General features: G+C 68.3%; 20 protein-coding genes. 6 read left to right on the forward strand and 14 right to left on the reverse strand.

The window, feature by feature from the left end; genetic code table 11:
- Window positions 1-138: 138 nt before the first annotated feature.
- Both JKP76_RS03525 and JKP76_RS03530 read right to left on the reverse strand, forming a co-directional pair.
- A complete protein-coding gene (locus JKP76_RS03525) occupies window positions 139-996 on the reverse strand; it encodes a hypothetical protein (RefSeq protein WP_309229396.1) in 858 nt (285 codons plus the stop codon).
- Between the two features lie 112 nt (window positions 997-1,108).
- On the reverse strand, window positions 1,109-2,422 hold the full coding sequence (locus tag JKP76_RS03530) for a UDP-glucose/GDP-mannose dehydrogenase family protein (protein ID WP_200489576.1): 1,314 nt from the start codon (window positions 2,420-2,422) through the stop codon (window positions 1,109-1,111).
- A gap of 557 nt (window positions 2,423-2,979) precedes the next feature.
- Here JKP76_RS03530 and JKP76_RS03535 point away from each other — a divergent pair.
- Window positions 2,980-3,786: an LCP family protein gene (locus tag JKP76_RS03535; RefSeq protein WP_309232830.1), complete on the forward strand. Its 807-nt coding sequence runs from the start codon at window positions 2,980-2,982 to the stop codon at window positions 3,784-3,786.
- 227 nt (window positions 3,787-4,013) lie between these two features.
- Here the strand turns inward: JKP76_RS03535 and JKP76_RS03540 are convergent, their stop codons facing one another.
- The 3 genes from JKP76_RS03540 to JKP76_RS23210 all read right to left on the reverse strand — a co-directional run bounded on the left by JKP76_RS03540 (window position 4,014) and on the right by JKP76_RS23210 (window position 7,997).
- On the reverse strand, window positions 4,014-5,627 hold the full coding sequence (locus tag JKP76_RS03540; protein WP_309229393.1) for a sugar transferase: 1,614 nt from the start codon (window positions 5,625-5,627) through the stop codon (window positions 4,014-4,016).
- Between the two features lie 205 nt (window positions 5,628-5,832).
- Window positions 5,833-6,915 carry a glycosyltransferase gene (locus JKP76_RS03545; protein ID WP_200489577.1) on the reverse strand — a complete coding sequence of 361 codons (1,083 nt, stop codon included), beginning with the start codon at window positions 6,913-6,915 and terminating at the stop codon, window positions 5,833-5,835.
- Window positions 6,912-7,997, reverse strand: a complete 1,086-nt coding sequence (locus JKP76_RS23210; protein ID WP_200489578.1) for a glycosyltransferase — start codon at window positions 7,995-7,997, stop codon at window positions 6,912-6,914. Before JKP76_RS23210 ends, JKP76_RS03545 begins: the two co-directional genes overlap by 4 nt.
- 662 nt (window positions 7,998-8,659) lie before the next feature.
- Between JKP76_RS23210 and JKP76_RS03555 the strand changes: the two genes are divergently transcribed.
- From JKP76_RS03555 to JKP76_RS03570, 4 genes are all read left to right on the forward strand, one after another.
- Window positions 8,660-9,796: a glycosyltransferase family 4 protein gene (locus tag JKP76_RS03555; protein ID WP_242471174.1), complete on the forward strand. Its 1,137-nt coding sequence runs from the start codon at window positions 8,660-8,662 to the stop codon at window positions 9,794-9,796.
- An 87-nt stretch (window positions 9,797-9,883) separates the two neighbouring features.
- Window positions 9,884-10,846: a hypothetical protein gene (locus tag JKP76_RS03560; RefSeq protein WP_200489580.1), complete on the forward strand. Its 963-nt coding sequence runs from the start codon at window positions 9,884-9,886 to the stop codon at window positions 10,844-10,846.
- Window positions 10,843-12,315, forward strand: a complete 1,473-nt coding sequence (locus tag JKP76_RS03565; RefSeq protein ID WP_200489581.1) for a hypothetical protein — start codon at window positions 10,843-10,845, stop codon at window positions 12,313-12,315. Before JKP76_RS03560 ends, JKP76_RS03565 begins: the two co-directional genes overlap by 4 nt.
- Window positions 12,312-13,604 (forward strand): lipopolysaccharide biosynthesis protein, encoded by a 1,293-nt coding sequence (locus tag JKP76_RS03570; RefSeq protein WP_200489582.1) that lies wholly within the window; start codon window positions 12,312-12,314, stop codon window positions 13,602-13,604. The genes JKP76_RS03565 and JKP76_RS03570 overlap by 4 nt, the downstream gene beginning before the upstream one ends.
- A 255-nt stretch (window positions 13,605-13,859) precedes the next feature.
- Here the strand turns inward: JKP76_RS03570 and JKP76_RS03575 are convergent, their stop codons facing one another.
- The 5 genes from JKP76_RS03575 to JKP76_RS03595 form a co-directional block, all read right to left on the reverse strand.
- A complete protein-coding gene (locus JKP76_RS03575; protein ID WP_200489583.1) occupies window positions 13,860-14,846 on the reverse strand; it encodes a cellulase family glycosylhydrolase in 987 nt (328 codons plus the stop codon).
- Window positions 14,847-15,415: 569 nt separating this feature from the next.
- On the reverse strand, window positions 15,416-15,907 hold the full coding sequence (locus JKP76_RS03580; RefSeq protein ID WP_200489584.1) for a glycosyltransferase family 4 protein: 492 nt from the start codon (window positions 15,905-15,907) through the stop codon (window positions 15,416-15,418).
- The gene (locus tag JKP76_RS03585; RefSeq protein WP_200489585.1) at window positions 15,849-16,529 is read right to left on the reverse strand and encodes a glycosyltransferase family 4 protein; all 681 of its coding nucleotides are present in this window, start codon (window positions 16,527-16,529) and stop codon (window positions 15,849-15,851) included. The genes JKP76_RS03580 and JKP76_RS03585 overlap by 59 nt, the downstream gene beginning before the upstream one ends.
- 112 nt (window positions 16,530-16,641) lie before the next feature.
- Window positions 16,642-17,472, reverse strand: coding sequence for a hypothetical protein (locus JKP76_RS03590; protein ID WP_200489586.1), 831 nt, complete (start codon window positions 17,470-17,472; stop codon window positions 16,642-16,644).
- Between the two features lie 613 nt (window positions 17,473-18,085).
- Complete coding sequence (locus JKP76_RS03595) at window positions 18,086-18,358, reverse strand: hypothetical protein (protein ID WP_200489587.1); 273 nt, start codon at window positions 18,356-18,358, stop codon at window positions 18,086-18,088.
- A gap of 178 nt (window positions 18,359-18,536) precedes the next feature.
- Between JKP76_RS03595 and JKP76_RS03600 the strand changes: the two genes are divergently transcribed.
- Window positions 18,537-19,457 carry a glycosyl hydrolase family 18 protein gene (locus JKP76_RS03600; RefSeq protein ID WP_200489588.1) on the forward strand — a complete coding sequence of 307 codons (921 nt, stop codon included), beginning with the start codon at window positions 18,537-18,539 and terminating at the stop codon, window positions 19,455-19,457.
- A gap of 7 nt (window positions 19,458-19,464) precedes the next feature.
- Here JKP76_RS03600 and JKP76_RS03605 read toward each other — a convergent pair whose 3' ends face one another.
- Genes JKP76_RS03605 through JKP76_RS03620 form a run of 4 tightly spaced genes read right to left on the reverse strand, consistent with a single transcriptional unit; the run spans window position 19,465 to window position 23,286 of the window.
- Window positions 19,465-20,280 carry a polysaccharide deacetylase family protein gene (locus JKP76_RS03605; protein ID WP_200489589.1) on the reverse strand — a complete coding sequence of 272 codons (816 nt, stop codon included), beginning with the start codon at window positions 20,278-20,280 and terminating at the stop codon, window positions 19,465-19,467.
- On the reverse strand, window positions 20,277-21,791 hold the full coding sequence (locus JKP76_RS03610; RefSeq protein WP_200489590.1) for a hypothetical protein: 1,515 nt from the start codon (window positions 21,789-21,791) through the stop codon (window positions 20,277-20,279). Before JKP76_RS03610 ends, JKP76_RS03605 begins: the two co-directional genes overlap by 4 nt.
- Complete coding sequence (locus JKP76_RS03615) at window positions 21,788-21,961, reverse strand: hypothetical protein (protein WP_200489591.1); 174 nt, start codon at window positions 21,959-21,961, stop codon at window positions 21,788-21,790. Before JKP76_RS03615 ends, JKP76_RS03610 begins: the two co-directional genes overlap by 4 nt.
- Complete coding sequence (locus JKP76_RS03620) at window positions 21,961-23,286, reverse strand: glycosyltransferase family 2 protein (protein ID WP_242471448.1); 1,326 nt, start codon at window positions 23,284-23,286, stop codon at window positions 21,961-21,963. Before JKP76_RS03620 ends, JKP76_RS03615 begins: the two co-directional genes overlap by 1 nt.
- Between the last annotated feature and the right edge of the window lie 60 nt (window positions 23,287-23,346).

The following is a 23,346-nucleotide window of genomic DNA, read 5'->3' on the forward strand; positions in this document are numbered from 1 at the left end:
AGACCTCCGAGTCGTGCGTAAGTCGTCGGCCTCCTGACCTGCGACCGGCTAAAGCAACGCTAGCCGCAGCCCCGTGGGCATGTCCCGCGTTTGCGCCCCCACACGGGCCGTTACCCGGACCTCCCCTGAACGGGTGACTCAGCCCGACGCGCGCTGCTGACGGGCCTCGGAGACCGGGGCGTCGAGCGTCTGGGCGTCGGCAGCGCGGCGCACCGCCCATTCGGCGGGCAGCACGAGGCGCGGCGCGACACCGATGAGCACGGCGACGAGGAAGGCGACGCCGGCCAGGGCCTCGCCGGACTCCTCGAGGTAGGTGGCGGCCGCGGCGACGTTCGCGCCGAAGCTGCTGGCCGCGACGCCGGAAACGGCGGAGAGGCCGACCGATGCCCCGGCGTACAGGGCGAGCACGCCGAGGACCCGGCGCCGGTCGCGGCGCTCGGTGCGGCTCAGGAACCAGAGCGCGCCGATGACCACGGTGGCGGCCGCGACGCTGACGACGAGCGCGCCGGCGCTGCCGAACGCATCGGTGAGCGCCTCCATGGCGTTCACGTGGACGGTGCTGCCGAACTTGACGGCCGCGATCAGGCCCGAGACGAGCCCGACGCCGAGCCACCAGGCCCGGCGGCCGGGCAGGCGCGAGGCGCCGGCCACGGCAGCGATCGCCGCGACGGCGAAGAGGACGGCGACGAAGGTGCGCGGCGCCGAGTAGGCCGCGTCCATGGAGAGAGCGCGGGCGACCGGCCCGCTGTCGCCCCGGAGGCGGACGACGAAGCCGACGGTCTCGAGCGTCACGGCCACCGCGGCCAGGGCGATCCCGACCGGCGGTAGCGGAACGGCGCGGCGGCGGGCACCGGCACCGGAGGGCTGCGACGCGGGCGCGACCTCCGGCCGGTCAGCGGGCACCAGCCAGGAGGAGGGCTTCAGCTCCCGCTCGTCGGCCATGCGCATGCCGCGGCCCAGGACGACGCCGCCGACGACGGCCAACGCCGTCCACACGGCCACTGCTGCCAGAACCCAGACCCACCACACGCTTGGTCTATCGGCACTCCGGGGGAGGAACCTGAACGCAGCGTCCGGCTCGGCCCGTCGATCAGGCCATCAGGCCCGTCTAACCTGCCCGGCGCCCCAGCGCCCGGTAGCTCCAACCCGCAGCGGTCCACGCATCGCGGTCGAGGGCGTTACGCCCGTCGAGCACCCGACGCTGAGCAACGACCCTTCCGAAATCAACCGGGTCGAGCTGCCGGTACTGCTTCCACTCCGTGAGCACGAGCACAGCGTCCGCGCGGTCGGCCGCCTCCTCCGGGGTGTCGGCGTAGTCCAGTTGCGGGAACAACCGCCGCCCGTTTTCTACGGCCGCTGGGTCGGTTACGCGGACAACGGCACCCTGGAGCTGCAGCTGAGCTGCGACGTTGAGCGCAGGGGAGTCGCGGATGTCGTCGCTGTCGGGCTTGAAGGCGGCCCCAAGGACGGCGATGCGCTTGCCGAGCAGCGAGCCGTCGCACACCTCGCGGGCGAGCTCCACCATCCGGATGCGCCGCCGCATGTTGATGTTGTCGACCTCGCGCAGGAAGGTCAGCGCCTGGTCGGCACCCAGCTCCCCCGCCCGGGCCATGAAGGCGCGGATGTCCTTGGGGAGGCAGCCGCCACCGAAGCCGAGGCCGGCGTTCAAGAACTTGCGGCCGATCCGGTCGTCGTAGCCGATCGCGTCGGCCAGCTGCTTCACGTCGGCCCCGGTCGCCTCGCACAGCTCGGCCATGGCGTTGATGAACGAGATCTTGGTGGCCAGGAAGGAGTTCGCCGCCGTCTTGACCATCTCGGCCGTCGCGTGATCGGTGACCACCTTCGGCGTTCCTCGCGCCACGATGCGGGCGTAAACCTCGTCGAGGATGCCGACCACCCGCTCATCGCCCTCGGAGACCCCGTAGACGAGCCGGTCCGGGTAGAGGGTGTCGCGCACGGCGAACCCTTCCCGGAGGAACTCCGGGTTCCAGGCGACCGAAGACCCGGGGACCTTCTCCCCGAACATGGTCGCCAGCCCCGCTGCGGTGCCCACCGGCACGGTGGATTTGCCGACGACGACATCGCCGGGCTCGAGCACTCGCAGCAGCGACTCGGCCGCGGCCTGGACGAAGCGCAGGTCCGCGGCGTACTCGCCGTGCTTCTGCGGGGTCCCGACGCAGATGAAGTGGACCTCGGAACCTGCTGCGTCGGCCATCGAGGTGCTGAAGCGGAGCCGCCCGGTGGCAAGCGACGAGCGGAGCAACTCATCGAACCCTGGCTCGTAGAAGGTCGCCTTCGCCTGTGAGAGCGACCGGACCTTCCGCTCGTCCACGTCGATCCCGACGACCTCGTGGCCCAGCTCGACCAGCGAGGCCGCATGGACCGCGCCGAGGTAGCCGCAGCCGATGACGGAGACGCGCATGCCCACCCTCCGGCGCAGATCGGTCCCGAATGACCAACCTCAGGAGTGGATCACGCGCCTGCAGCGTGCGCCTTTCGAAGGAGCCCATCCCCCCTCGGACCGAGCCGCCCCCGACCGTGCGCGAGGGCCCCCCTCCGCAGAGTGAGGTCGCCTTCACCAGGTCTTTTGCGGCCGTACGCTCGATTTCGGTTGTCCGCAGACGGGGGTCGCAATGAGCGCCGACGAGCACGATGCATCCGGCACGGGTGGCGTCGCCGTCCCTGCTGTCGGTCCCGACGTCGCCGCCACACCATCGCCCGGAGAGGCCGCAGAGCCACTCACGGACGGCACTGCCAAGGTCCTTCGCGGCAGTCGACGTCGGCGCGTGGTCCGTCGTGCGCTGATCGGCCTCGGCGCCAGCGCCCTGGTCTTGGGCCTCCTCGTCGGAGGCGGCGCCTGGTACCTGACCGAGCGCTACGCCGGCAACATCGACCGCGTTGCCGACGTGCTTCACGCGCATGGACCAGCAGTCGCGGCCTGCCCGGGCGACGCCGGCTCAGGCCGCGTCGCACAGCCCGGTGACCTTCTTGCTGGTCGGCTCCGACACCAGGGTTGCGGCCGAGGAGGGCGAGGACCCGTCAGGGCGCTCCGACGCGATCATGATCGCCCGGTTCAGCGGGGACCGCGAGCACGCCCAGCTCATCTCGATCCCGCGCGACTCGTGGGTCGACATCCCCGGCCGCGGCATGAACAAGATCAACGCCGCCTACGCGTTCGGTGGACCGTCGCTGCTGATCCAGACGGTCGAGCAGCTCACCCAGATCCGCATCGACCATTACCTGGCCATCGATTTCGACGGGCTCATCCAGGTGACCGACGACCTGGGCGGGGTGGAGGTCCTGGTAGCCGAGACGACGAGCAACGGCCCGTACACGTTCCCCGCCGGTGTCAACACGCTGAGCGGCGACGAAGCTCGCTGGTACCTCGGTCAACGCTACGGCCTGCCCGGTGGCGACTTCGACCGGGTGCGCCGCCAGCAGGAGTACCTGCGCTCGCTGTTCACGAAGCTGTTCAGCACGAACACCTTCACCGACCCGGGCCGGCTGGACGACGCCCTGCTGGCCGTCACCAGGGCCGTCGCCGTCGACGACACCCTCGGGAACCGGGACCTGTTCGGCCTGGCCTATTCGATGCGCAACGTCCGCCCAGCGGACGTCGAGTTCTTCACCGCACCGGTGCTGGGCACCGGCATGGAAGGACCGGCGAGCGTCGTCTACCTGGACGCGACCACTGGTGAGCGCATGTGGTCGTACCTCCGTAACGACTCCCTGGCTCCCAACGCCGGCGAGTTCGCCACCCAGGCACTGCCCGATGTCCCCCGCTGACCTGCGGGCCAGGGCACTTCCGCACCACTGATCACGGCCGTCACGATCTTGACCCGTGGCGCGGCGAGCCTGCCCTGAGTGGGACCGATCCCTCTCAGGCTGACCCCGTGATGTTCCTGGCGGAGACGACGTGGCTGGCTCTCAGCATTTGGGTGAGCGATCACGGCCTGCTGCTCGGCGCCGTGGCCCTGACCAGCCTGCAGCGGCTCCCCGCTCGCCGCCCTGGCTCAGTACGCGCCTGATCCGCGGAGCACGGCTCCGGCGGTCTTCCAGAGGATCATGAAGTCGAACGCCAGCGACCAGTTCTCGACGTACCGGACGTCGATGCGCACGGACTCGTCCCAGGAGAGGTCCGAGCGGCCGCTGACCTGCCACAGGCCGGTCAGGCCGGGCTTGACCAGGAAACGGCGGTGCATGTCGTAGCCGTACTTGTCGACCTCGCGCTGCAGCGGCGGACGCGGGCCCACGAGGCTCATGTCGCCCTTGACCACGTTGATCAACTGCGGCAGCTCGTCGATGGAGTAGCGCCGCAGCATACGGCCCACCCGGGTGACGCGGGGATCGACCTTCTTCTTGAACAGAATGCCGTTCCCGTCGCTACTGTCGGCCAGGTCGTCGACCATCCGGTCAGCGTCGACGACCATGCTGCGGAACTTCAGCATTGAGAACGTGCGTCCGTCGCGGCCCACCCGCTCCTGCCGGAAGAACACCGGACCGCGGCTGCCTAGGCCGACAGCGAGGGCCACGGCCACGAGCACCGGGGCGAGGAAGAGCAGCCCCAGCGTGGCGCTGGTGCGGTCGAACACCTCCTTGGTGAGGCGACGGATCCCGCGCAGCTCGGGGCGCTCCATGTGCAGCAGCGGCAGGCCGCAGACCGGGCGGATCCGCACCCGGGAGCCCACGAGCTCGGTGACCGCCGGGGCGAGCAGCAGCTCCGCATCGGTGTCCTCGAGCTCCCAGCCGAGCCGCCGCAGCTCGGACCCGTCGAGCTCGGGGCATGGGAGGACGGCGACGGTGTCGACCTCATACGCTTTGACGACCGCGGCGACCTGCGTCAGATCGCCGAGCACGGGGATGCCGTTGAACGCGTCCTTGCCCGCACCGGACTGACCGGCTGGCAGGCAGCACCCGATGACGCGGTAGCCGTGAAAGGCCTCGCGGTCGAGCTGCTCGTCCAAGGCGGCAACTCCCCCGCGGTGACCGACGAGGATGGTGGTCTGCATCCTCGTGCCGTGCTGCCTCGCCCGGTGCAGGGCTCGACGCTGGGCGTAGCGGGAGATCAACGTGAACACGGTGGCCAGCGGGAGCGCCAGAACGACGAACCCGCGGGCCACGTCGAGCTGGAAGGCCCAGGAGACGGTGCCGACAGCGGCCAGCATCAACACCGCAGCGGCGGTGACCCGGTGGAACTCCTCCGGTCCCACCCACAAGAACCGCTGCTCGTACGCCCGCGCGACAAGCATCGCCACCACCCACACCGCGGGCATGAGGAGGGCGAAGGCGAAGGGCACGTGCGAAGGCGTCACGTCCGCCGAGCCGAAACGCACAAGATAGCCCATGCCGGCCGCAACCGCGGCCACGAGTGCGTCGACGGCGACGAGACGGCGCACATACGCGCTGCGCCAGGCGCGCCGCGCGGATGTCCCCTCGCCACGCAAGCGCGGGGCAACGAAGCCCCACCCCCGACCGCGGACGGCCTCGACCTTGCGAACGGCTTTTTGCCGCGCGACAACCATGTGCGAGCGCACCCCCGTGCGAATGGCAGCCCGTTGCACTCTGACCGAGGCACGAGGCTGATCCTGCGAAGTGAGGCTCGGCGAACGTTGGTGTTCAGCCGGCACGGAGGAGGTTACGGACCGACCCCGTTCACCGCCTATACGAAGGTGGAGTCAGTCGCGTCACACACAATACCGTGCGCGCATGACGACGTTCAGTGACGTCTTTCCGGGCTCTTCCGCCGGCGCTCGACAACTCCAGCTAGTGGTGACCCCAGCTTCTCGGGCAAGGAGGCTGCGGCCGTCGATGACGCCACGGACATCTGGCTCGTCAGCCCGATGCCACCACATTCGCCAAAGCACTCGCAAACGACGTTTGCGAGAACCGCTCGACAGACGAACGGACCACATCGGCTGCCCACGACCTCGCTCGTGCCGCCCTGACCACATCGTTGATGGCGCCCGGGGAGGGATCGTGGAAGAGCAGTCCGTTCACTTCAGGAATCACCGTGTCCAGCGCCCCACCTGCGCCGTAGGCAACAACGGGGGTTCCCGAGGCCATGCTCTCGATGGGCACCATTCCGAAGTCATCCACACTCGGAAAGATCGTTGCGAAGGCATTCGCATACAGCGATCTCAACGCCTCCCCTTCAAGAGCTCCGACGAACGTTACATTCTCGGGACTGGTCGCCTCCAACCGAGCACGGTCGCGCCCCTCACCCGCGACGAGCAGTCGTTCGCCGCTGGATCGGACCGCCTCGATGAGCAATCCCAACCGCTTGTACGGTTCGACGATGCGACCGACGAACAGCAGGTAGTCGCGACTCGGCGACGCTGCGGGGGAGAAGTGCGCGAGGTCCACTGGGGGCGGAATGACTATATCGGGTCTCCTCCCCCAGTACTCGGCGATCCTGTCGGATACTACCGAACTCGTGGCGACAATGACGTCGGACTCGGTTGACGCCCTCCTATCCAGGGCCCAGATGGAGGACAGCGCCCTGGAGCGGAGGCCGGCCGGCACGAGGCGGAGGGGCGAGTCGTCGATAGCGCTGTAAATCTGACGCAGCGGCGAGTGGCAGTAAATAATCTTCTTGCCCTCAGCTCGCCTCCAGTGCGCGAAAGCGTACGTGGAGGCAAGAAGATGGCCCTCGTATGGGGGGAGCGAGAGGATCCGAGCAGCCCCGACCGGGCTGAGCGCGCGGTGCAATCGACCAGATCGAGCGCCCCCCGGAAGAATGGTTCGGACCCGCTGAGGATCGAGCCCCATCCTGGTAATAGTTGGTTCATCGCCGCCCATAAAGAGCAACTCTGCGTCTGGCAGGACGACATCTGCCATGACGGCCGTGCAGCGCTCCGCCCCCCCGAACTGATAAGCAAAATCATGGGTGATGAGCCACTTGTCATCGCTGGTCATCTGTCCACTCCGAGAACCAGGTTGGCCACATCAGCATTATTCCAACGGGCCCTACCGGCGGCCCACACTTGGTGCCCCTGCTTCTGCGCAAAGGTGCGATCCTCGACTAGCGAAATTACGCTCGCGATGAACTCGTCATCATTGTCGACCGGGTGGATTGGCAAGTACTCCGGGATGTCGCCCCCGCCGGCGAAGGACGTCACGACCGGCACGCCTCTAGCCACCGCATCGAGAATCTTGACACGCACCCCGCCACCGGTGGCGACGGGAGCTACGACGCAACGAGCCTGCCGATAGAGCGCGTCGATGTCATCGACGTAGCCATGGATGACCACGCCCGAGGGAACATCGCGGTAGGGAGTCGATGGCAGCGCACCGACGACGTCCACCGGCACGCGAACGCCTCGAGCCTGCATCCGGCGCACAAGCCCGAAGAGATTCTCGACGGCCTGGCGGTTGGGAAACCATCGCTGATCCCCCACGAACAAGACGTGATCACCCAGGGCTTGGGGTTGCTTCATCGGAGGAAGGACAAGATCGAGAACAGAGACTTCGCTCACGCCGCCGTCCCGCAGGGCCGCTGCCTGCTCACGATCGAACGTGAGGCTGCGATCGGCCCGCCTGTTCACCCGGATCTCATCTTCCTGGAGCCGCATCCGCAGCAGTACCGTCGCCAGACCGCGTCGGGCTAGCGCCACCGACTCGGATACGTGGTTATTGACCGCCACGGTCCATGAGCCCCCCAAGGACAGCGGCTCTTCGGCCATGTAGGCATGCTCGGCGACGATGAGGTCCGGCTTGAGGTCTGCGAGGACCGCACGGAGTCTTCTTGACCGGAACCGAGCGTGGATAAGGCTCTGTCGGTACCGCACGGCTCGGCTCGCGACGGCCAGCACGCTTGCCGACGGCTTCGGCACGAGCGTCTGCGTGATGGAGCCGTGGTGCCGGCGAGTCACTTCCGTGACGGCACTGTCGAGCGAGACGAGCGACACCCGAGCGCGGCGGCAGAGCTGTTCCACGAGGAGACGGGACAGCGCCGAATCGCCGGCACCCTCCGTGAATATGTTCTTCGCAGTGAGCACGACGACGTGCTGGGGCGCAACTGCGCGTGGGTCCATCATGAGGCTTGGAGCTTGCCGGTAAGCGCTACCGTCGCGCGATCCGGCGATGCTTCGACAGCCATGGGGCTCCTTCATTCAAACCGGGAGATCGACCGCGCTACGAGTGGACCATCGAGCCTTACAGATCCTTACCTACGCGCGCCGCGAAGTTCGACAGAGTCGCCCTTTTGGGGCACTCCGGCCCGGACCTCATGGTGGGCGAGAGTCGGTCTCTCATCTCGCTCGTCAGTGCGCAGGCCAGCGGCGGCCCACGTCACACCAGACCAACTCAGATATTTGCACCCAGCCTGACATGGTGAGCAAGGCCACACAGATGAACTTCGGACCCACTCCCGGGAGCTCGAACCGCAAGGTCGGCGCAACCTCAAGGGCCGCGCTTGCCCCCGACAGGGGAGATTTGGTCCAACATGACAACACGAGCTTCCATCAACGGGACTCAACAGGGATGCTGCCTTGGGCCGGCTCACAGCGGGCTTGGCTCCATTATTGTGAACGCATGGAAGGAGGGCGGATGCCCGCCTGCATCACTCACGCGCTTCGTCGTTCGAGGGGCGGGCGGCACCGTTGACGCGAGCGCCAACCGCCGTTGCACAGAGGCGGCGTCTGCCACGGGATCACGAAGAATGAGCCGGAATGTGCTCATCGTGACGCCCTCGCTGCACGCAGGAGGAGCGGAGGTCCACGCTGTCTTGGCGGCACTCCATCTCGACCGCCGACGGTGGAACCCGCACGTCCTCTCATTCGGTGACGGGCCCCTTCGCGACCGGTTGATAGGCGCCGGGGTGTCGCACGAGGTACGCCCTCTCCCCGACAGTGGCAGAGGCATCCTCGAAGCAGCAAGGCTTGTGCGCAAGACGCTCACGCGAAATCAGTCGCATGCCATCAGCGGCCACGGAGTGTTTACGGAGTTCGCGGTTCGCCTGGCCCTCCGCGGGGACGCCGTTCCATATCTTGCGTGGAAGCACACGTACGGCCACATCGGCTATCGGGGATTGCGCGAGCGCATCTTCGAGCAACTGACCGGCCAGGCCGTCACCCGCTATGGGGCGGTCTGCCACAGCCAAGTGCGTTATCTGATGGACGACCTGCGGTTGCCAGCGCCCAAGATAAGCGTCGTGCCTAATGCCGTCCCGGCCCCCGCGACACCTCGTTCGCTGCCCCCTGCCGTAGCTCCGACCGTTCTCATGGTGGCGGCGATGCGCGCGGACAAGGGGCATGAACTGGTCCTTCGCGCCATGCGGCAGGTGCTAGCTCAGCATCCTGAAACGCGGCTCCGCCTGGTCGGCGATGGACCGTGCCGAGAGAACCTCCAGCGAACGGTCCGTGAGCTCGGACTGGCCGAGCGCGTCGAGTTCCTCGGCGTCAGGTCCGATATCGACTCCCTCATGCAAGACGCTCATCTGCTCGTGCTGGCTTCGTACAACATCGAGTGCTTTCCGTACGCGGCTCTTGAAGCGATGGCTGCTGGACGAGGCGTCGTGTCCACGAATGTCGGAGGGCTGCCAGAGCTCATCGACGATGGCGTGACTGGGCGCCTCATATCGCCGGGGGATCCTGTGTCTCTCGGCCGAGCGATCATCGAAGGCCTCGATGACGGACTGAGCGAGCGGCCTCGATGGGGGAGAGCTGGCTGGGAGCGGGTTCAGCGGGTCCACTCCATGAACCGCTGGACCCAGCAGTTCGCCGACCTCCTCGACGACATCACCGTCGCGAGCACCAGCCTCCCGGTGGAAATGCCGGCGAAAGGGATGTCCGAATGACCAAGCACCGCGCCGCCCGATCGGGTCGGTTTATCACGGTCCTGATAGTTGCCCTGGTAGCGGCGGGCGTCGTGTCCGGTCTCGTCGTTGGGCAGGCTCGCGGCCCGGAATGGCCAGGCGTCGACCAGTGTCCAGGTCCAGATCGGCTCGAGTGAAACGTTGCTGATGACCGGTCAGGTCACACCGGTGACCGCGCAGGACACTGCCGAGGCGGCGCTTATGGCGGGCTCAGAGCCGGTGTTGACCCGCGCCGCGGCCGCCCTCGGTGACGGCCAGCCTTGGAGGTACTACGCCGAGCGCGTGAATGCCGCCCCCGAGTCGACCTCGCACGTCGTCATGATCCAGGCCGCCGCCAGAGGCGGTGCAGAAGCACGACGGATCGCCGAGGCCGTCGGCGTTGCGCTCTCGGACACCGCAAGCGAGCAGATCGCCTCAACGGCGGCCACGCTGCCGAGCCTCGATCCGGAGGGGGTGGACAGCGGACTGTCCATCCGCGCGCAACTACTGCAAGGAACGGTTCAACCCTTTCGGGTGATCGGAACGACGGAGGCGATCAAGACGTCGCCGACTGCTCAGCTCCCAATAGCGCTGGGCATCGCCGGCTTGGCACTGGGCGTATTGCTGGTGATTGGCTTGGCGACCATTCGACCGACCGTGAGCCGGGTCCGCGATGCTCAGCGACTGACCATGCTCCCTGCCGTTGGCTTTGCGCGCCGCACCGGTGGGGCCGACAGCGCCCGCCTCGCCCGTCAGCTGTTCGACAACGAGCTCGACGGTGACGTCGTTGTTTGCCCCGTGGAAAGCGACGCGGAGAAGTCCGCTCTAGATGTCGCGGATTGGTTCCGTGCGCAAAGCCGTGACGAAGATGAGGCCGCTCGTGTCGTCACGGTCAGCGATCCCGTCGCTGCGGTCGTCGGCCGACGCCCAGCAGACGGTGTCGCCGCGCTGGTGCTCGTGGCGCCGGTGGGGACGTATCGCACCACGCTTTCAGACGCTGTCGACTTGCTGGCGGGATGGCGGAGCGCAGACGCCGTCGTCATCCCGACATGATCACAGCGATCGGGCGACTCGACCGGTCCGGGGCGACGGCGCTCGACGTAGGGCTACTTCAGCGGTCGTGGTGCCTGCTGCTGGGGGTGGTGGTCGCGGGGACCGCGGGTTATGTCGCCACCTATCCGGACAGCGCAGCCATCGGCGTGGCTGGCGTGGCCATCGGCCTGCTGATGGTCGTCGGGACAGTTCGCCTGCTGCTTCGCGCTCCGTGGCTGGCTCCTTGGGCCGCTTTGATCATCTTTTCGACATCAAGTGAGCTCCGTCTTCGGGTGCACCCAGGAATAGGGCTCCTGAAAGACGTCCTCGTCCTCGTCCTCGTCCTGGTGGTCGTCTCGAGGTTGCTGAGCCGGGGCCCGCGTGCGCTGGCGGGGACGCGGACTCTCGGCGGCGTGCTCGCGGCGATTGCCGTCGTACCCGCTCTGTACCTGCTCGATCCGGCCGGCCAGCACGGCAGCTCGTGGATCTTCGGCTCCCGACTGCTGATGGAGGCCCTCGCCTTGCTGCTCGTCGGACTACTTACCGATCGGCCGCAGCGCACACTCCAACACCTGGTGAGGGCCATGACCGTGGTGCTCCCTCTCGAGGCAGCGTTTGCATGGGCTCAACGCGCGGCCGGTCTGGAAGCCCTACTACGCGGATGGGGATACCAGTACGGCGCCCAGGTCCGAGTGACCAGCGGCGGCTCACTGAGGACATCAGGCACCTTCGACGATCCGTTCCAACTCGCCGCCCTCGCTGTCCTCGGTTTGGCACTGGGCCTGTTCGTAGCCAAGCGGGGTCAGGCCGTCGTCCTTCTGGTGGCCGGGGCCGCTGCTCTGGGCGCGACCTCGGTGCGGACGTCGCTCGTCCAGGTGGCAATTCTTCTGCTTCTCTACGCGGTCAGGCGTGGATGGTGGCGCCAGGCCTTGGCGCTGACCGCCGTCGCTGTTCTCGCGGGGATCTTCCTGCTGGCGACCATCACCACATCGGTGCGCCCTGGGGCCCCGGAGACACCGCTGTTGTTCGGCTTGAATGGCCGCAACCTGGCATGGGGGCAGGCCGTGCAGGGCTGGGAATCGATGCTCATCGGCAACGGTGTCGGCGCCCTGGGCATCGGGTCCACCCGCGAACTGCCACTCGCGATTACGCCACCCGCATCTCATGACCCCGCCGTTGCCCCGACGGCCAGTTTCGCAGGCGACCCGGCCTTCCTGGACTCTGCCTACGCACAGGTGCAGTCGGACGTCGGCTTGGCTGGCACCATCGCGCTCGTCGGCGGCTTCGTCGGCCTGGCGGTGATCCTGCTTAGACGGTGCCGAAGCGGGCGTTCGGATGCGACCTCCTGGGCGGCCCTGGCCGTGCTCGCAGTATCGATGGTCGATTGGATTGGCCGTTCCTCGTTGGCGAGCTACGCGACAGGCTTCCTGACGCTCTATGTGCTCGGCCTTCTGCTCGCCGCCGATCAGGAACGGCAGATCCAGCGATGACCGGTGTGACGGACTCAGGATTCCGACTTGCCCGCCTGGGGTTGGCCGCTGCGATCATCTCCCGGCTGGCCGGCCGGCTCATCGGCATCCTTCTGATCATCGTGCTGGCGCGCGTGGCTTCCGCTGACACGGTGGCCGTCTACGGGTACCTCTTGGGAACCGCAACCCTCGTCACGATGCTCACCGATCTGGGTGTCTCAGCGATCGCTGGCCGGGAGGTCGCAGCAGGCAAATTGGCCGCCGGTGATGCATTGCGAGCCGCCTTCCTGCCTCAATTGGCGTCCGCCCTAATGGCGGCGTTTGCCACCGTGATCCTGACTGTGACGCTCGGACCCGACGCCGCCTCCCTTCCTGCCATCGCCGTAGCCGTCGCTTTCGTGATTGTGGGCAGCATGGTCAACCTCTGGTCGGAGGTGCTGAGGGCAACTGGACGGGTCGTCCTGGAAGGTGCTCTGCAGGTTGCATCGGCGGCGCTACTTGCCGTGGCCGGTGTCATCGTGGTGCATATGGGCGGCGGAGCGACCGAACTGTTGGTGGTCGTGGCCCTGAAGGAGACCGGGGTCCTCGCCGTAGCGACATTCGTCGTTCGGCCTGCTCGGCGCAACCGAATTCGCAGCCGACAACTGCTCCGGCAGAGCGGCTGGCTCGCCATCGCTGGGACCGCCGTGATCCTGCTATGGCGGCAAGGGACCATCGTCGTCGGTTCCCTAGGGGACGTCGGCGCATTGGCCGTATACATTGTCGCGACGCGGTTCTTCGACGCGGGCGTCACAGTGGCACACACGGCGGGTCTGGGGCTGGTCCCCGGCCTGTCAGCCCTCGTCCAGGATCCTGCGGCGTTCAAACGCGCAGCCCGCAAGTACGTGGGGCTGGCCGCGGCCGTCGGAAGCATCGTCGCGCTGACCGGCGCGACCTTAGCCGAACCGCTCACCACGATCCCCTTCGGCGAGACGTGGCAGTCTGCCGTTCCCTCCGTACGCGTCGTCGCCCTATCCGCGCTGCCGATCATGTTGTGCTACGTGTGCTTCACCGTTCTGCTTGCCGCTGGCCGGCTCCGGTGGATGTTCGCAGCAACCGTGGCCGGAGCCTCGGTCGGCATTCTGGTCAGCGTGGCCCTAACGGCGCACTCCCCGACCGCCTTGTCCGCTGTGGTGGGGACAACCGTGGGCGCCACCGTCCTTGCCGTCATAGAACTCATCGGCATCAGGGATTTTCTCGGGCGGGGCCGACGGGAGCGGCGAGGAGCCGACAAGTTCGCAGCGATCCCATCCGACTCATCGGCTTGGTGAAGACGCGGCCGCAGCTTGGTGGACTCGCCTTCACCGCCCACGCCGGGCCAGCGGCCCCAGCGCTGGAAGCGAGTTGACAGTTGACCGGCCCGAGTCCGCTGAGGACTCGCTGACGTCGACGGCGGTCGAGATGACGACCATGTTCAGCGGCAATTCATCGCAGACTTGTCCCGAAGTCACGCGGTCCACGACCCGGACACCCACATCCGGACTCCGGCCGATATCTATTCATGTCCGGGGAAAGGAGTCCGGCCGTTACTTTGCTCCAAGCCAGGCGTTCGCCTGTTGCAGCGCCGCAAACGAAGGCTTGGCCGAACCGTCCAGACGCAACAGGCCGAAGTGGTTCTCATAGGGAGTCCAATCGTCTCTGTCACGCATGCAGAACCAAAACGCTGCCGTCACGTAGGGGAACCGACGAACCGTCAACTCTACCGCCGATCGCAGATACGCCGCCTGCGTGGCCTCGTCGACCCCGGGCCGCTCTCCTGACGAAGCAGTGGTCCAGCCGAACTCGGTGAACCAGATGGGTTTCCCTTGGTCGCCATACCGCACCATGACGTCGTGGACGGCCTCGACGGACGTGAGGCGGTAGACCATGTTTGCCGAGGGAGCGTCCGGGGGTGCGGTGACCGGTTCCAAGTAGGGATGCACTGCTAGAACGTCGAAGAACCCCTTTGCGCCGGCCGCGTACATCTGCTCGATCCACGGCGCATTGTTGCCGCTCGTGCCTGCGCTGACGACAACAGCCGACGGATCGCCGGCCCGCACTCCGCGGTAGCCGGCTTGGAGTACCGGCACGTAGTCGCTCGCCGAGCCGTTTGGACATCCCCCACGGCAGTCCGGCTCATTCCAGATCTCCCACGCAGCGACTCTGCCCTGGTACCGGGAGGCCAGATAGGTCATCGCGCGGGTGAAGTCCGACGGATCGCTGGGAAAGCCTGTCAAGTCGTCACCTCCGCCCGCCCACTTTGGCGTGCAGCCCACCATGATCAGCAGCTTCAGACCTCGCTGCGCTGCACTGTCCACGACGAAGTCCAGCCGCTCCTGATACCAAGCAGAGACGCGGTCCGGACCCTCCTCCTGCAGGGTGCACCACCCCATGTCAACGCGAATCCAAGACGACCCGGAATCCCGCGCGTGGTCCATCAGTTGTTGGGTCATCGGCCAATCCCGCCACATCGCGAAAATGGTCACTCCCAGAACCAAGCTCTCCGAAGGAGCCACCGGCACCACGCCATCCACGCCGACTCGGCTAGATGGGACTGGAGGTACCGGAACGACCGCGCCAGCTGAGAGCGTGCCGCTCATGGACGACCCGGAGCCGGTTGATGCGGGCGGTGCGCCTGCCGAGGTGGGCTGCCCAGCCGGTCCCGCATACGACTCTTCGACGTGCGGAGAAGCCTCCGGCGAGATTGCCGCCGCGGTGGACCGTCCCCCGTCCATGGCCCTTGAGGCCGTCTCCGGCGCCACACCACACCCCGACATGCCCACCAAGGTAAGTGCTGTAACTGCGACAGCCCCGACCCTCAGCCGCCGGCTGACGGCTAGCCATAGTGGGTGGGTGGACGAGATCATCATGGCCCCTTGACACGTGGGGTCGCGAAGATGTGTGCGACGGACCACTCCGATGGACGACGACAACGCGGTGCCAGCGAGTGACCGATTCCTACCCCGCAGTGGGTGCAGATGCGACGATCCTCGCGGGCAGGCAAGAACTCACCTTTGCACGAATCGTCGCGGACCGAAAGCTCATCCTTGCACCCTGTCACACCAGCCCCACCTAGGACTGGTCAGACGAACCGCCCCGGCAACTAGTTCGGCAAACCCTCGGCCGCAGATCGGATTTGATCGAACAGTCGGTTCGCTGTCAGTCGGACGTCGAGGTAATCTTCGACGCGCCGGCGGGCACTCTCACCGAGGCGTCTCCGGCGTTCCGGGTCGTCCAGCAGGCTCGCGACCGCGTCACGGATAGACTCCAGGCTCCGATCGGGGAGAACCACGCCCGCCCGGCCGTTGTCGACCATCTCTGGCATCCCGCCGACAGCAGCAACGACCGGTGTCACGCCATAAGCCATCGCTTCCATGACGGCATTGGGCCACTGATCGAGCCGACTGGGAAGCACCAGCAGGTCACTGCCCGCTATGAGCCCGCCTATGCGCCCATCACCAGGCCGAATGTCGTCGACGACCCGCACGTTTCGACCGGGAGTTACTCGATCTTGCGTCACCAGGACGAGTTCACACCTATCGGCCAACCAGCGTTGGTGGGCCTCGAGCAGGTCGTAGCCACCCTTGCGCTCCATGGCTTCGCCCGATGAACAGGATGCGGGGCAGGGGGCGCCCGCCGCGGCCGACCCGTGACAGTTTAGGGAGCGCTACTCCCATCGGCACGACCTCGATCTTCTCAGCGGCAATCCCGTAGTCCTCCCGCACCGAGCGAGCGCACCAGGCACTGTTGGCGATCACTCGATGCGCCTGGGCGTAGACCCGCCGCTCGAACGGCCTGACTGCCCTGGTCGACCAAGAGGAGAAGCGCGTTGGTTCGCGAGCCGGGTGCATGAGATTGCTCTGCGCATTGGTCGAGTCGATCGTCACCACGTACGGGATCTCGCGCAGCAACCGCCCGGCGAGGAGGCCGACATTGTGAGTGTAGAGGTGGACGACGTCAGGACGCTCCCCCGGCCATGCCTCCGCCAACCACCTCGGTAGCTGCCGCGCCACGCTGGCCGACTGTGCGAGTTGGTAGCGGACCGAGCGCAAATCAGCATCCAACCTGGCCAGTCCCGGGACCGCAACTGCCGCGACCTTCCGCAAGAAGGTGGGCGGAGGAACATCGATGATGCGTACGTCCAGATCGTCGCGCTCGGCTGCCACGGTCCTCAGGTGGTGGTGAACCGTGGCGTGGCCGCCGATGTTCTCGTTCACCAACATCGCCCTGAACGGTCGCTGCCTCATGCGTCCTTCGGTCCTGCAGCCGCGGACACCGAGGCAGAATGCTGCGCCGCTATCTCGCGCGCGCCCGGGGTCTTGTTTCGGGTCAACGGCTCACGCACCACCCGAAACGGTCCGCCCTCGCCCACCCACCATCACGCAGCGGGGACTCGAGATGCTCCGGGTGACGGGTGACCACTCCGTCATGGACGTCCGCTAATGCCTGGTGGAGCTCGGCCCACGACGGAAAATCTTGGGGGTCCAGGACTGTCTCCACAGTCACTTCCCAACCGAATCGCCCGCGCGGCCTAACTGAGATCGGGACGACCAGACTGTTCGTGGCCGACGCAAGCTTCGACGTTCCGTTCGCCAATTCAACCGACTTGCCCAAGAAGTCTGTCGGCGTCGGACCGGGGACATCCATGGCGACCATGACGATCCCTGCGCTGCCGAGCACCTCCCGCAGCGCTCGACCTGACCCTTTGGCCGGAAGAATCCGATAGTCCGAGGCTCGAAGAATCCTCCGGATCCGCTCCGCTCGGTAACCGTCATAGCCAGGAGGATTGTTCTGGAACAGGTACTCCGCCACCGGCAGATGGGCGGTGGGCAGCAGGCGTCCCAGGACTGCCCGACCAACCAGCGGGCCGAGATGGACGAAGCTGACGATCACTCCTCGACCGCTCGCCACAGCCTCCGTCAAATGGCCAGCGCCCCTGATGGGAAGACGGCGTAGCAACCACGGGCGCCAGGCCAATTCCTCGCCTTGCGCCTGCGCCACCGCGTGCCGGCGAGCTAGACGTTGTATGTCAGCCTCGGAACACGTTCCGCCCACCACCGCTTCCATGGCCGCTCGAGACGCATCGAGGCGCTCAGGCCGTCGAGAAGAAGCGAACATCTCGATCGCGGCAATGAGGCTCAGCATGACCGGCGCAGGCACGAACCTTCGCCATACGGTCGAGGCCCTGATGCGCGCTCCCCATCCGCCCCATGGCACCGGCCGCGGCGTCCACCCGAGATCCATTGCCATAGCGAACACCGAGCCCTTCTGAACCTGTAAAATTCCTCAACAACGCGCCCGGAGGGTATCGCCGACCGCAAGAACGCGGGCCAGCAGGATGTCGATCCTTCCACCGAAGGGGGGGTATCGCCTGCGCTCTGACTCCCGTGCGTGAGGATGAGGACAGGCGCATGCCGCTCTCTTCGGGTCGTACCACACGGCGATGGTGGTCGATAGTCGAAATGGTGATCAATTGCGGCCGTTGTGAAGTAGATGTCGAGTCAGCCGATGGTGGGGCCCTTCGCTGAAAGGGACGCGCAAGTCCGACGACGAGGAACGCCGGACCCCGGGCACCCTGCGGCCACCGACACACAGGCCGGCGGCTCTCGTCTTGCCACGCCATGGGCGGCGCTTCCCCGGCGCCCGGCTGGGGTGCGGGTCCCGGAGCGCCTCGGTCAACGCCAGCCTGATGGCTGGGTACTCGTAGCACGGCCAACCCGAGGCCGGCCGCCGTGCTGGCCCGGGCCGCACGCATGAACTGGCCCGGCCGGCCCTAGTGGGACGGCTCGGCCAGGATGCTGGCGCTGTCCTCAACGGTGCGCAGCGCGGCCAGCTCGATGCCCGTTCTGATGATCGCCCTCATGCGCACGGGCTCGGACTCACCCGCCGGCGTGAAGGCCAGGCAGATGCCGCCGCCGGCCGCCATCGCCGAACCGTCGAACACGAACGGCAGCTTGGTGTGGAGTTCGTGCCACGACGGCACCGCGATGTTGGCCAGCAGCACGCCGGTGTACGTGGCCAGCGGCCCGCCGAACACTGCGGCCACCGCCCCACCGAACCGCTCGAGCCGCGGGAACCGCGGGAACCAGGTCAGCAGCTTCGACCGCTGCCGACGCCGGCGCGCCGAGCCGTAGTGTGGTCACCTCCGGCCATCGGCGCCGGACGAGTGCTGAAGGGATGCCGTGCGGTTGCGCACTCGCCATACCGCAAGTCTCATCACCGCCGTGACACTTCTCGTCACCCTGGGAGTCGTCATCGCCGTCCGCTCGTCCGGCCCGTCCGACGAGACCACCGCCCGGGATCCGCTCCCGACCGCCGTCGTCGCCGAGTACTGGCGTACCGATGGCTCCCCCCGGCTGACCTCGGCGAGCGACCGGGTGAACGTCTTCTTCCTCGCCTTCGCCACCAGCGCCCAGCCCGGCACGGGCCGGCTCGCCTTCGAACCGGACCAGGGCAGCGGGATCGCCTCGGAGCAGTTGCGCGAGGACATCGCCGCGGTCCAAGCCCGGGGTGCGGTCGTCCTGCTCTCCATCGGCGGTGCGGTCGACGGCGGGATCGAGCTGCGCACCGCGGCGCAGTTCGACGAACTGGTCGCGAGCGTCGAGCGCATCTGCGACGACTACGGCTGCGACGGCATCGACTGGGACCTTGAGCGAGGCGGCGCCGGCACCGACCTGGACGCCCTGGTGACCGCCAGCGCCCGGCTGAAGGCCGGCAGAGGATCCGACTTCGCCGTCACCGCCTCCGCCGAGCCGGGCCTGCGCCTCTACGAGGACTTCGCGCTGGCCGAGGGCGAGGCCACGGTGGACGGCCGCACGTGGCGCGGCCCTGTCTGCGACCTCTACGGCCCGCAGTTCTACGACTTCGCCCAGCCCCCTGCCGAGCGCCGCGCCGACATCGAGGCCACGGCTCGGCGGATGGTCGACCGCGGGCTGCCGCCGTCCCGGTTCGCCATCGGCACGTCCTACGCCGGCTCGGCCATCGGCGCTCCGGGCCAGATGCCGGTCACCGAGTATCTCGCCGCCTACCGCGCCCTGGCCGACGCCGGGCAGCGGGTCCGTGGCGCCTACGTCTGGGACATGACGATCGAGGCGGCCCAGGGCTATCCGTTCGCCGAGGCCTTCGGCGCCGAGCTCGGGACCTGACCGGCGCTCACTCGCCGAACTGCAGGACCCGCCCGCTCGCGTCCGGCCGGACCTCGGTGGTCGCGCACAACCGCCGCTGGTTCATCTCGTCGACGATGGGCTGCAGCGCCTCGATCGAGTTGAGCGTCGCCTGTCCCAGGCCGTCGTGCATGGTGATGATCACGCCGTCCCGGAGCTGACCGATGACGTTGGCCGAGACCTCCCCGGCGGAGATCCCCTCGGTGTCGTGGGAGTCGACCAGGCCGTCGCTCGCCTCGTGGCCGTAGGACATCACCAGTCGCATCCCGAGCGACAGGGCGACGTCGTCGACCTGCCGGTTCACCGCGCCGTAGGGCGGCCGGTAGTACTGCGGCGCCGGTGCGCCGTGGCGCTCCAGCAGGTCGCTGGCCCCCTGCAGCTCCGCACGGATCTGCTCGGCGCCCCAGGGCGCGACCGTGGCACCGGACGGCAGCACACCGCTGGTCAGGTTCGCGTGCGACTGGGTGTGGTTGCCCAGCACGTGCCCATCGGCGGCGGCGCGCCGCACGACGTCTCCCCGGCCCTCCAAGTTGTGCCCGCTCCAGAAGAAGACGGCGCGGATCCGGAGGTCCCGCAGCCGGTCGAGCAGCTCCCCGGTGTGCTGCCGCGGCCCGTCGTCGAAGGTGAAGACGACGGAGCCGCCCGAGCAGTCGTTCGCGACGGGCCGCACGGCCTGCTGGACGCCGGCCTGCACCTGGTCGGCCGACGACGCAGCCTCCGAGACGTCGTCGACCACCCGGGAACCGGCGAAGGCGAGCGCCAGCACGACCGCCAGTGGCACCAGTGCTGCCCGCCACCGGCTCATCGGGACACCTGGCGGTAGACCAGCCACACGTCGGCGTCGGCAACGCCCGACGCCGGGATCGACGCCACCAGCTCGTAGTCGGTGTAGTTGTCGTGCAGTGCCGTGAGGACGACGTCCTCCATCGCGTCCTCGGCCGGCGAACCCGTCTCGGCGGAGTGCAGGACGATCGTCTCGTAGCGCAGGTCCTCCACCGCCACGCGGACGGCGTCCTCGCCCTGGGCGTAGAGGCCGTAGGTGTCCTCCCACTGCACGGCCGGCAGGTCGTTCGTGGAGTACTCCAGCGCCTCGGCGGCAGGACCGCTGGCCAGGTACAGACCCGGCCCCGGGTCCTCGAGGATCGCGGCGGCGACCGGCCGGACGTCGGGCCAGTTGCCGTGGATGACGCCGGACCGGGAGACGCCGAACAGCACCAGGACCGGCAGGATCAGCAGCACCGGCCCCAACCGCCACGGCCCCCGCGACATCCGCGTCAGCGCGATCCCGGCCAGGGGCGCCAGGAACAGGGCCGAGTACGCCAGGTTCCGGTCGAACGTGCCCGCCTCCCCGGTCCACAACTGCGCCGCCGGGAACGAAGCGCTCCCCACGAGCAGGGACGCAGCCACCAGCGCGTCGCGTCCGCCTGCGCCGGCGAGCCGGACGGCTCCGAGCACGGCGAGCGCCGACAGCACCCCGATGTCCAGCACCAACCAGCCGAGCGACCCCGTCCACGACTGCGGGCTCAACGGCTCGTCGCCGAGGAAGTCGGTCCAGGCGCGGGCGCCCGGCCCTGCGCCGACCACGTACGCGAAGGCCGTGAGCAGCACGGTGGTTCCGGCGGCATACCCGGCCCGCCGCAGAGCGCCGACGCCGGACAGCGCCGCCCCGGCGACGAGCACGACCGGCACCAGGACGGCCGTGGAGTACTCGAGGAGGGATGCCAGGGTGAGCAGGCCGCCCGCGACCAGGGCGGTGGCGGCGCTGCCCCGCGCCGCCAGACACCAGAGCGCGGCGGCGAGGCAGGCCAGGGCCACGGCGTCGGCCGTGCCGAGCGCCGCGACGAACACGACCGGAGCGCTCAGCGCGAAGGCGGTGGCGGCGAAGACGCCGGCCCGGTGCGAGTACCGCGGGGCGACGGCGCCCGACACCAGGAGGATCGCGGCCACCGCGCAGGCCAGCCCGAACGCGCGGACGAGGAACAGGCCGCCGACGCTGTCGAGCGTGGCCGCCAGGAAGGGGTACAGGTAGCGCGCGCCGGAGAGCGCCTCGCCGTTTCCGGTCACGGCGGTCTGCGTCACCCACGAGGAGATCAGGTCGCGGCCGCTGTTGATGGCGAGCGCCTCGTCGGCGGATGCGCCGTTGCGCAGCCGCAGCGCCAGCGCCGTGAAGACGACGACCACGGCGACCAGCGGAACCCGTTCGATCCACCGGCGGGTGTGCGGGGAGATCAGCCGGTCGGGCAGGCTCAGCAGCAGCGCGTCGTGCCAGTGCGGTGCGCGGTACTCCCCTGCCGGCGTGACCGTGGGAACGGTCATGGGTTCCCGCCGCGGGGCGGCAGGGTGTCGTCGCGCTCGTGGCCCGGGAGGATCCGGCGCACCGCGAGCGCGAGCATCACGACGGTCACGGTCGCCAGCACGGCGGTGACGCCCATGAACCCGTCGTGGGTCACCTCCTCGAGGAGGCCCGTGAAGCCGGCGGCGTCCATCAGGTGACCCACTCGGTCTCGGCGCCGTGCAGCGCCTTCGACAGCGCCTGCCAGTTCACGACCGACTGAGCCAGGTCGTAGACCATCATCGGCAGGAGCACCGCCGCGTAGCGACGGCCCCGCCGGCCCGATGTCCAGGACGCCAGGAGCTGGTCGAGGACGAACACCGGCAGGATCGCCAGCCAGATCAGCTGCAGCGACAACTCCTCGAAGGCCACCGCGTAGGACCAGGCCGCGAGCATGAGCAGCGGCACCAGGCTCCGGAAGTACGTCCACGCCTGGACCAGCCAGGCCTTGCGGGTGTGGGCGACGAAGCCGTACGTCATCAGGGTCTCGAGCGTGCCCCGCTGCCACCGGAGCCGCTGCGTCCGCCAGTCCGACCAGGTCGGCATGATGTCGGTGACGACCCGGCAGTCCCGCGCGCACCGCGGGTCGTAGCCCAGGCGCTGCAGGGCGACGGTCAGCTCGTAGTCCTCGGTGAGCGACGTCTCGGCGTAGACCTGGCCGGGCACGCCCGGGATAAGCTCCGAGCCGCGCGCGTCGGCCACGGCACGCAGCGCCGCGACGGTGAACATGGCGGCAGCCCCGGAGAGCACGTGGATCCGGCCCGCACGGCGGTGCACCGTCCGCAGGCCCTGGCTGTACTCGATCTTCTGGAGCAGGCCGACGCGGGACGGGTGGTCGTCGGCGACGTAGGAGCCGCTGATCCCGCCGCGCTTGCCGTACGCCTCGAAGTAGCGGAGCCCGCGCTCGATGAAGTCGGGGCTCAGCCGGCTGTCGGCGTCCATCGACAGGACGACGTCGTCGGGCTCCATCGCCGCCAGGACCAGCGCCAGGCCCTGGTTCAGCGCACCGGCCTTCTTGGCGGTGTTGCCACGGGTCTCGAGGACGTCGACGCCGAGGGCGCGGGCGATCTCGACGGTGCCGTCGGTGCAGTTGTCGGCCGCGACGAGGATCCGCTGGGGCGGTCGCGTCTGCCGGCGGAGGCTCGCGATCGTCTGCGCGATGCCGACTTCCTCGTTGTGCGCCGGGATCACGGCCGTGACCCGGGGCTCTCGTCGTCCGCCCGCCGCATGGGGGTCCGACGCGGAGCCGGGAGCGGCCCCGGTGGGAGCGAGCACCGCAGTGTTCCCGGCGAAGCGGTACTGCCGCGCGGTCTCCGGTTCTGCCACACCGACCGCCGTGCCACGGGCCGCGCCGTCCACGACGCGCGTCTCGGCGTCCCCGTTCCCCGTTCCCACCTGTACAGCCCCCCGTGCACCGTGACGCCCGGGGCGCAGGCGCGCCGGGCTCACGGAATGGTCATTCGTCCACCGGCCGCGCATCACCTCGCAGTGATGAGCGGACACAGCGAACGTAGGACCTGTCGGACGGAAGGAGAAGGA

It is taken from the genome of Blastococcus sp. TML/C7B (genome assembly GCF_016612845.1).
Lineage (GTDB): Bacteria > Actinomycetota > Actinomycetes > Mycobacteriales > Geodermatophilaceae > Blastococcus.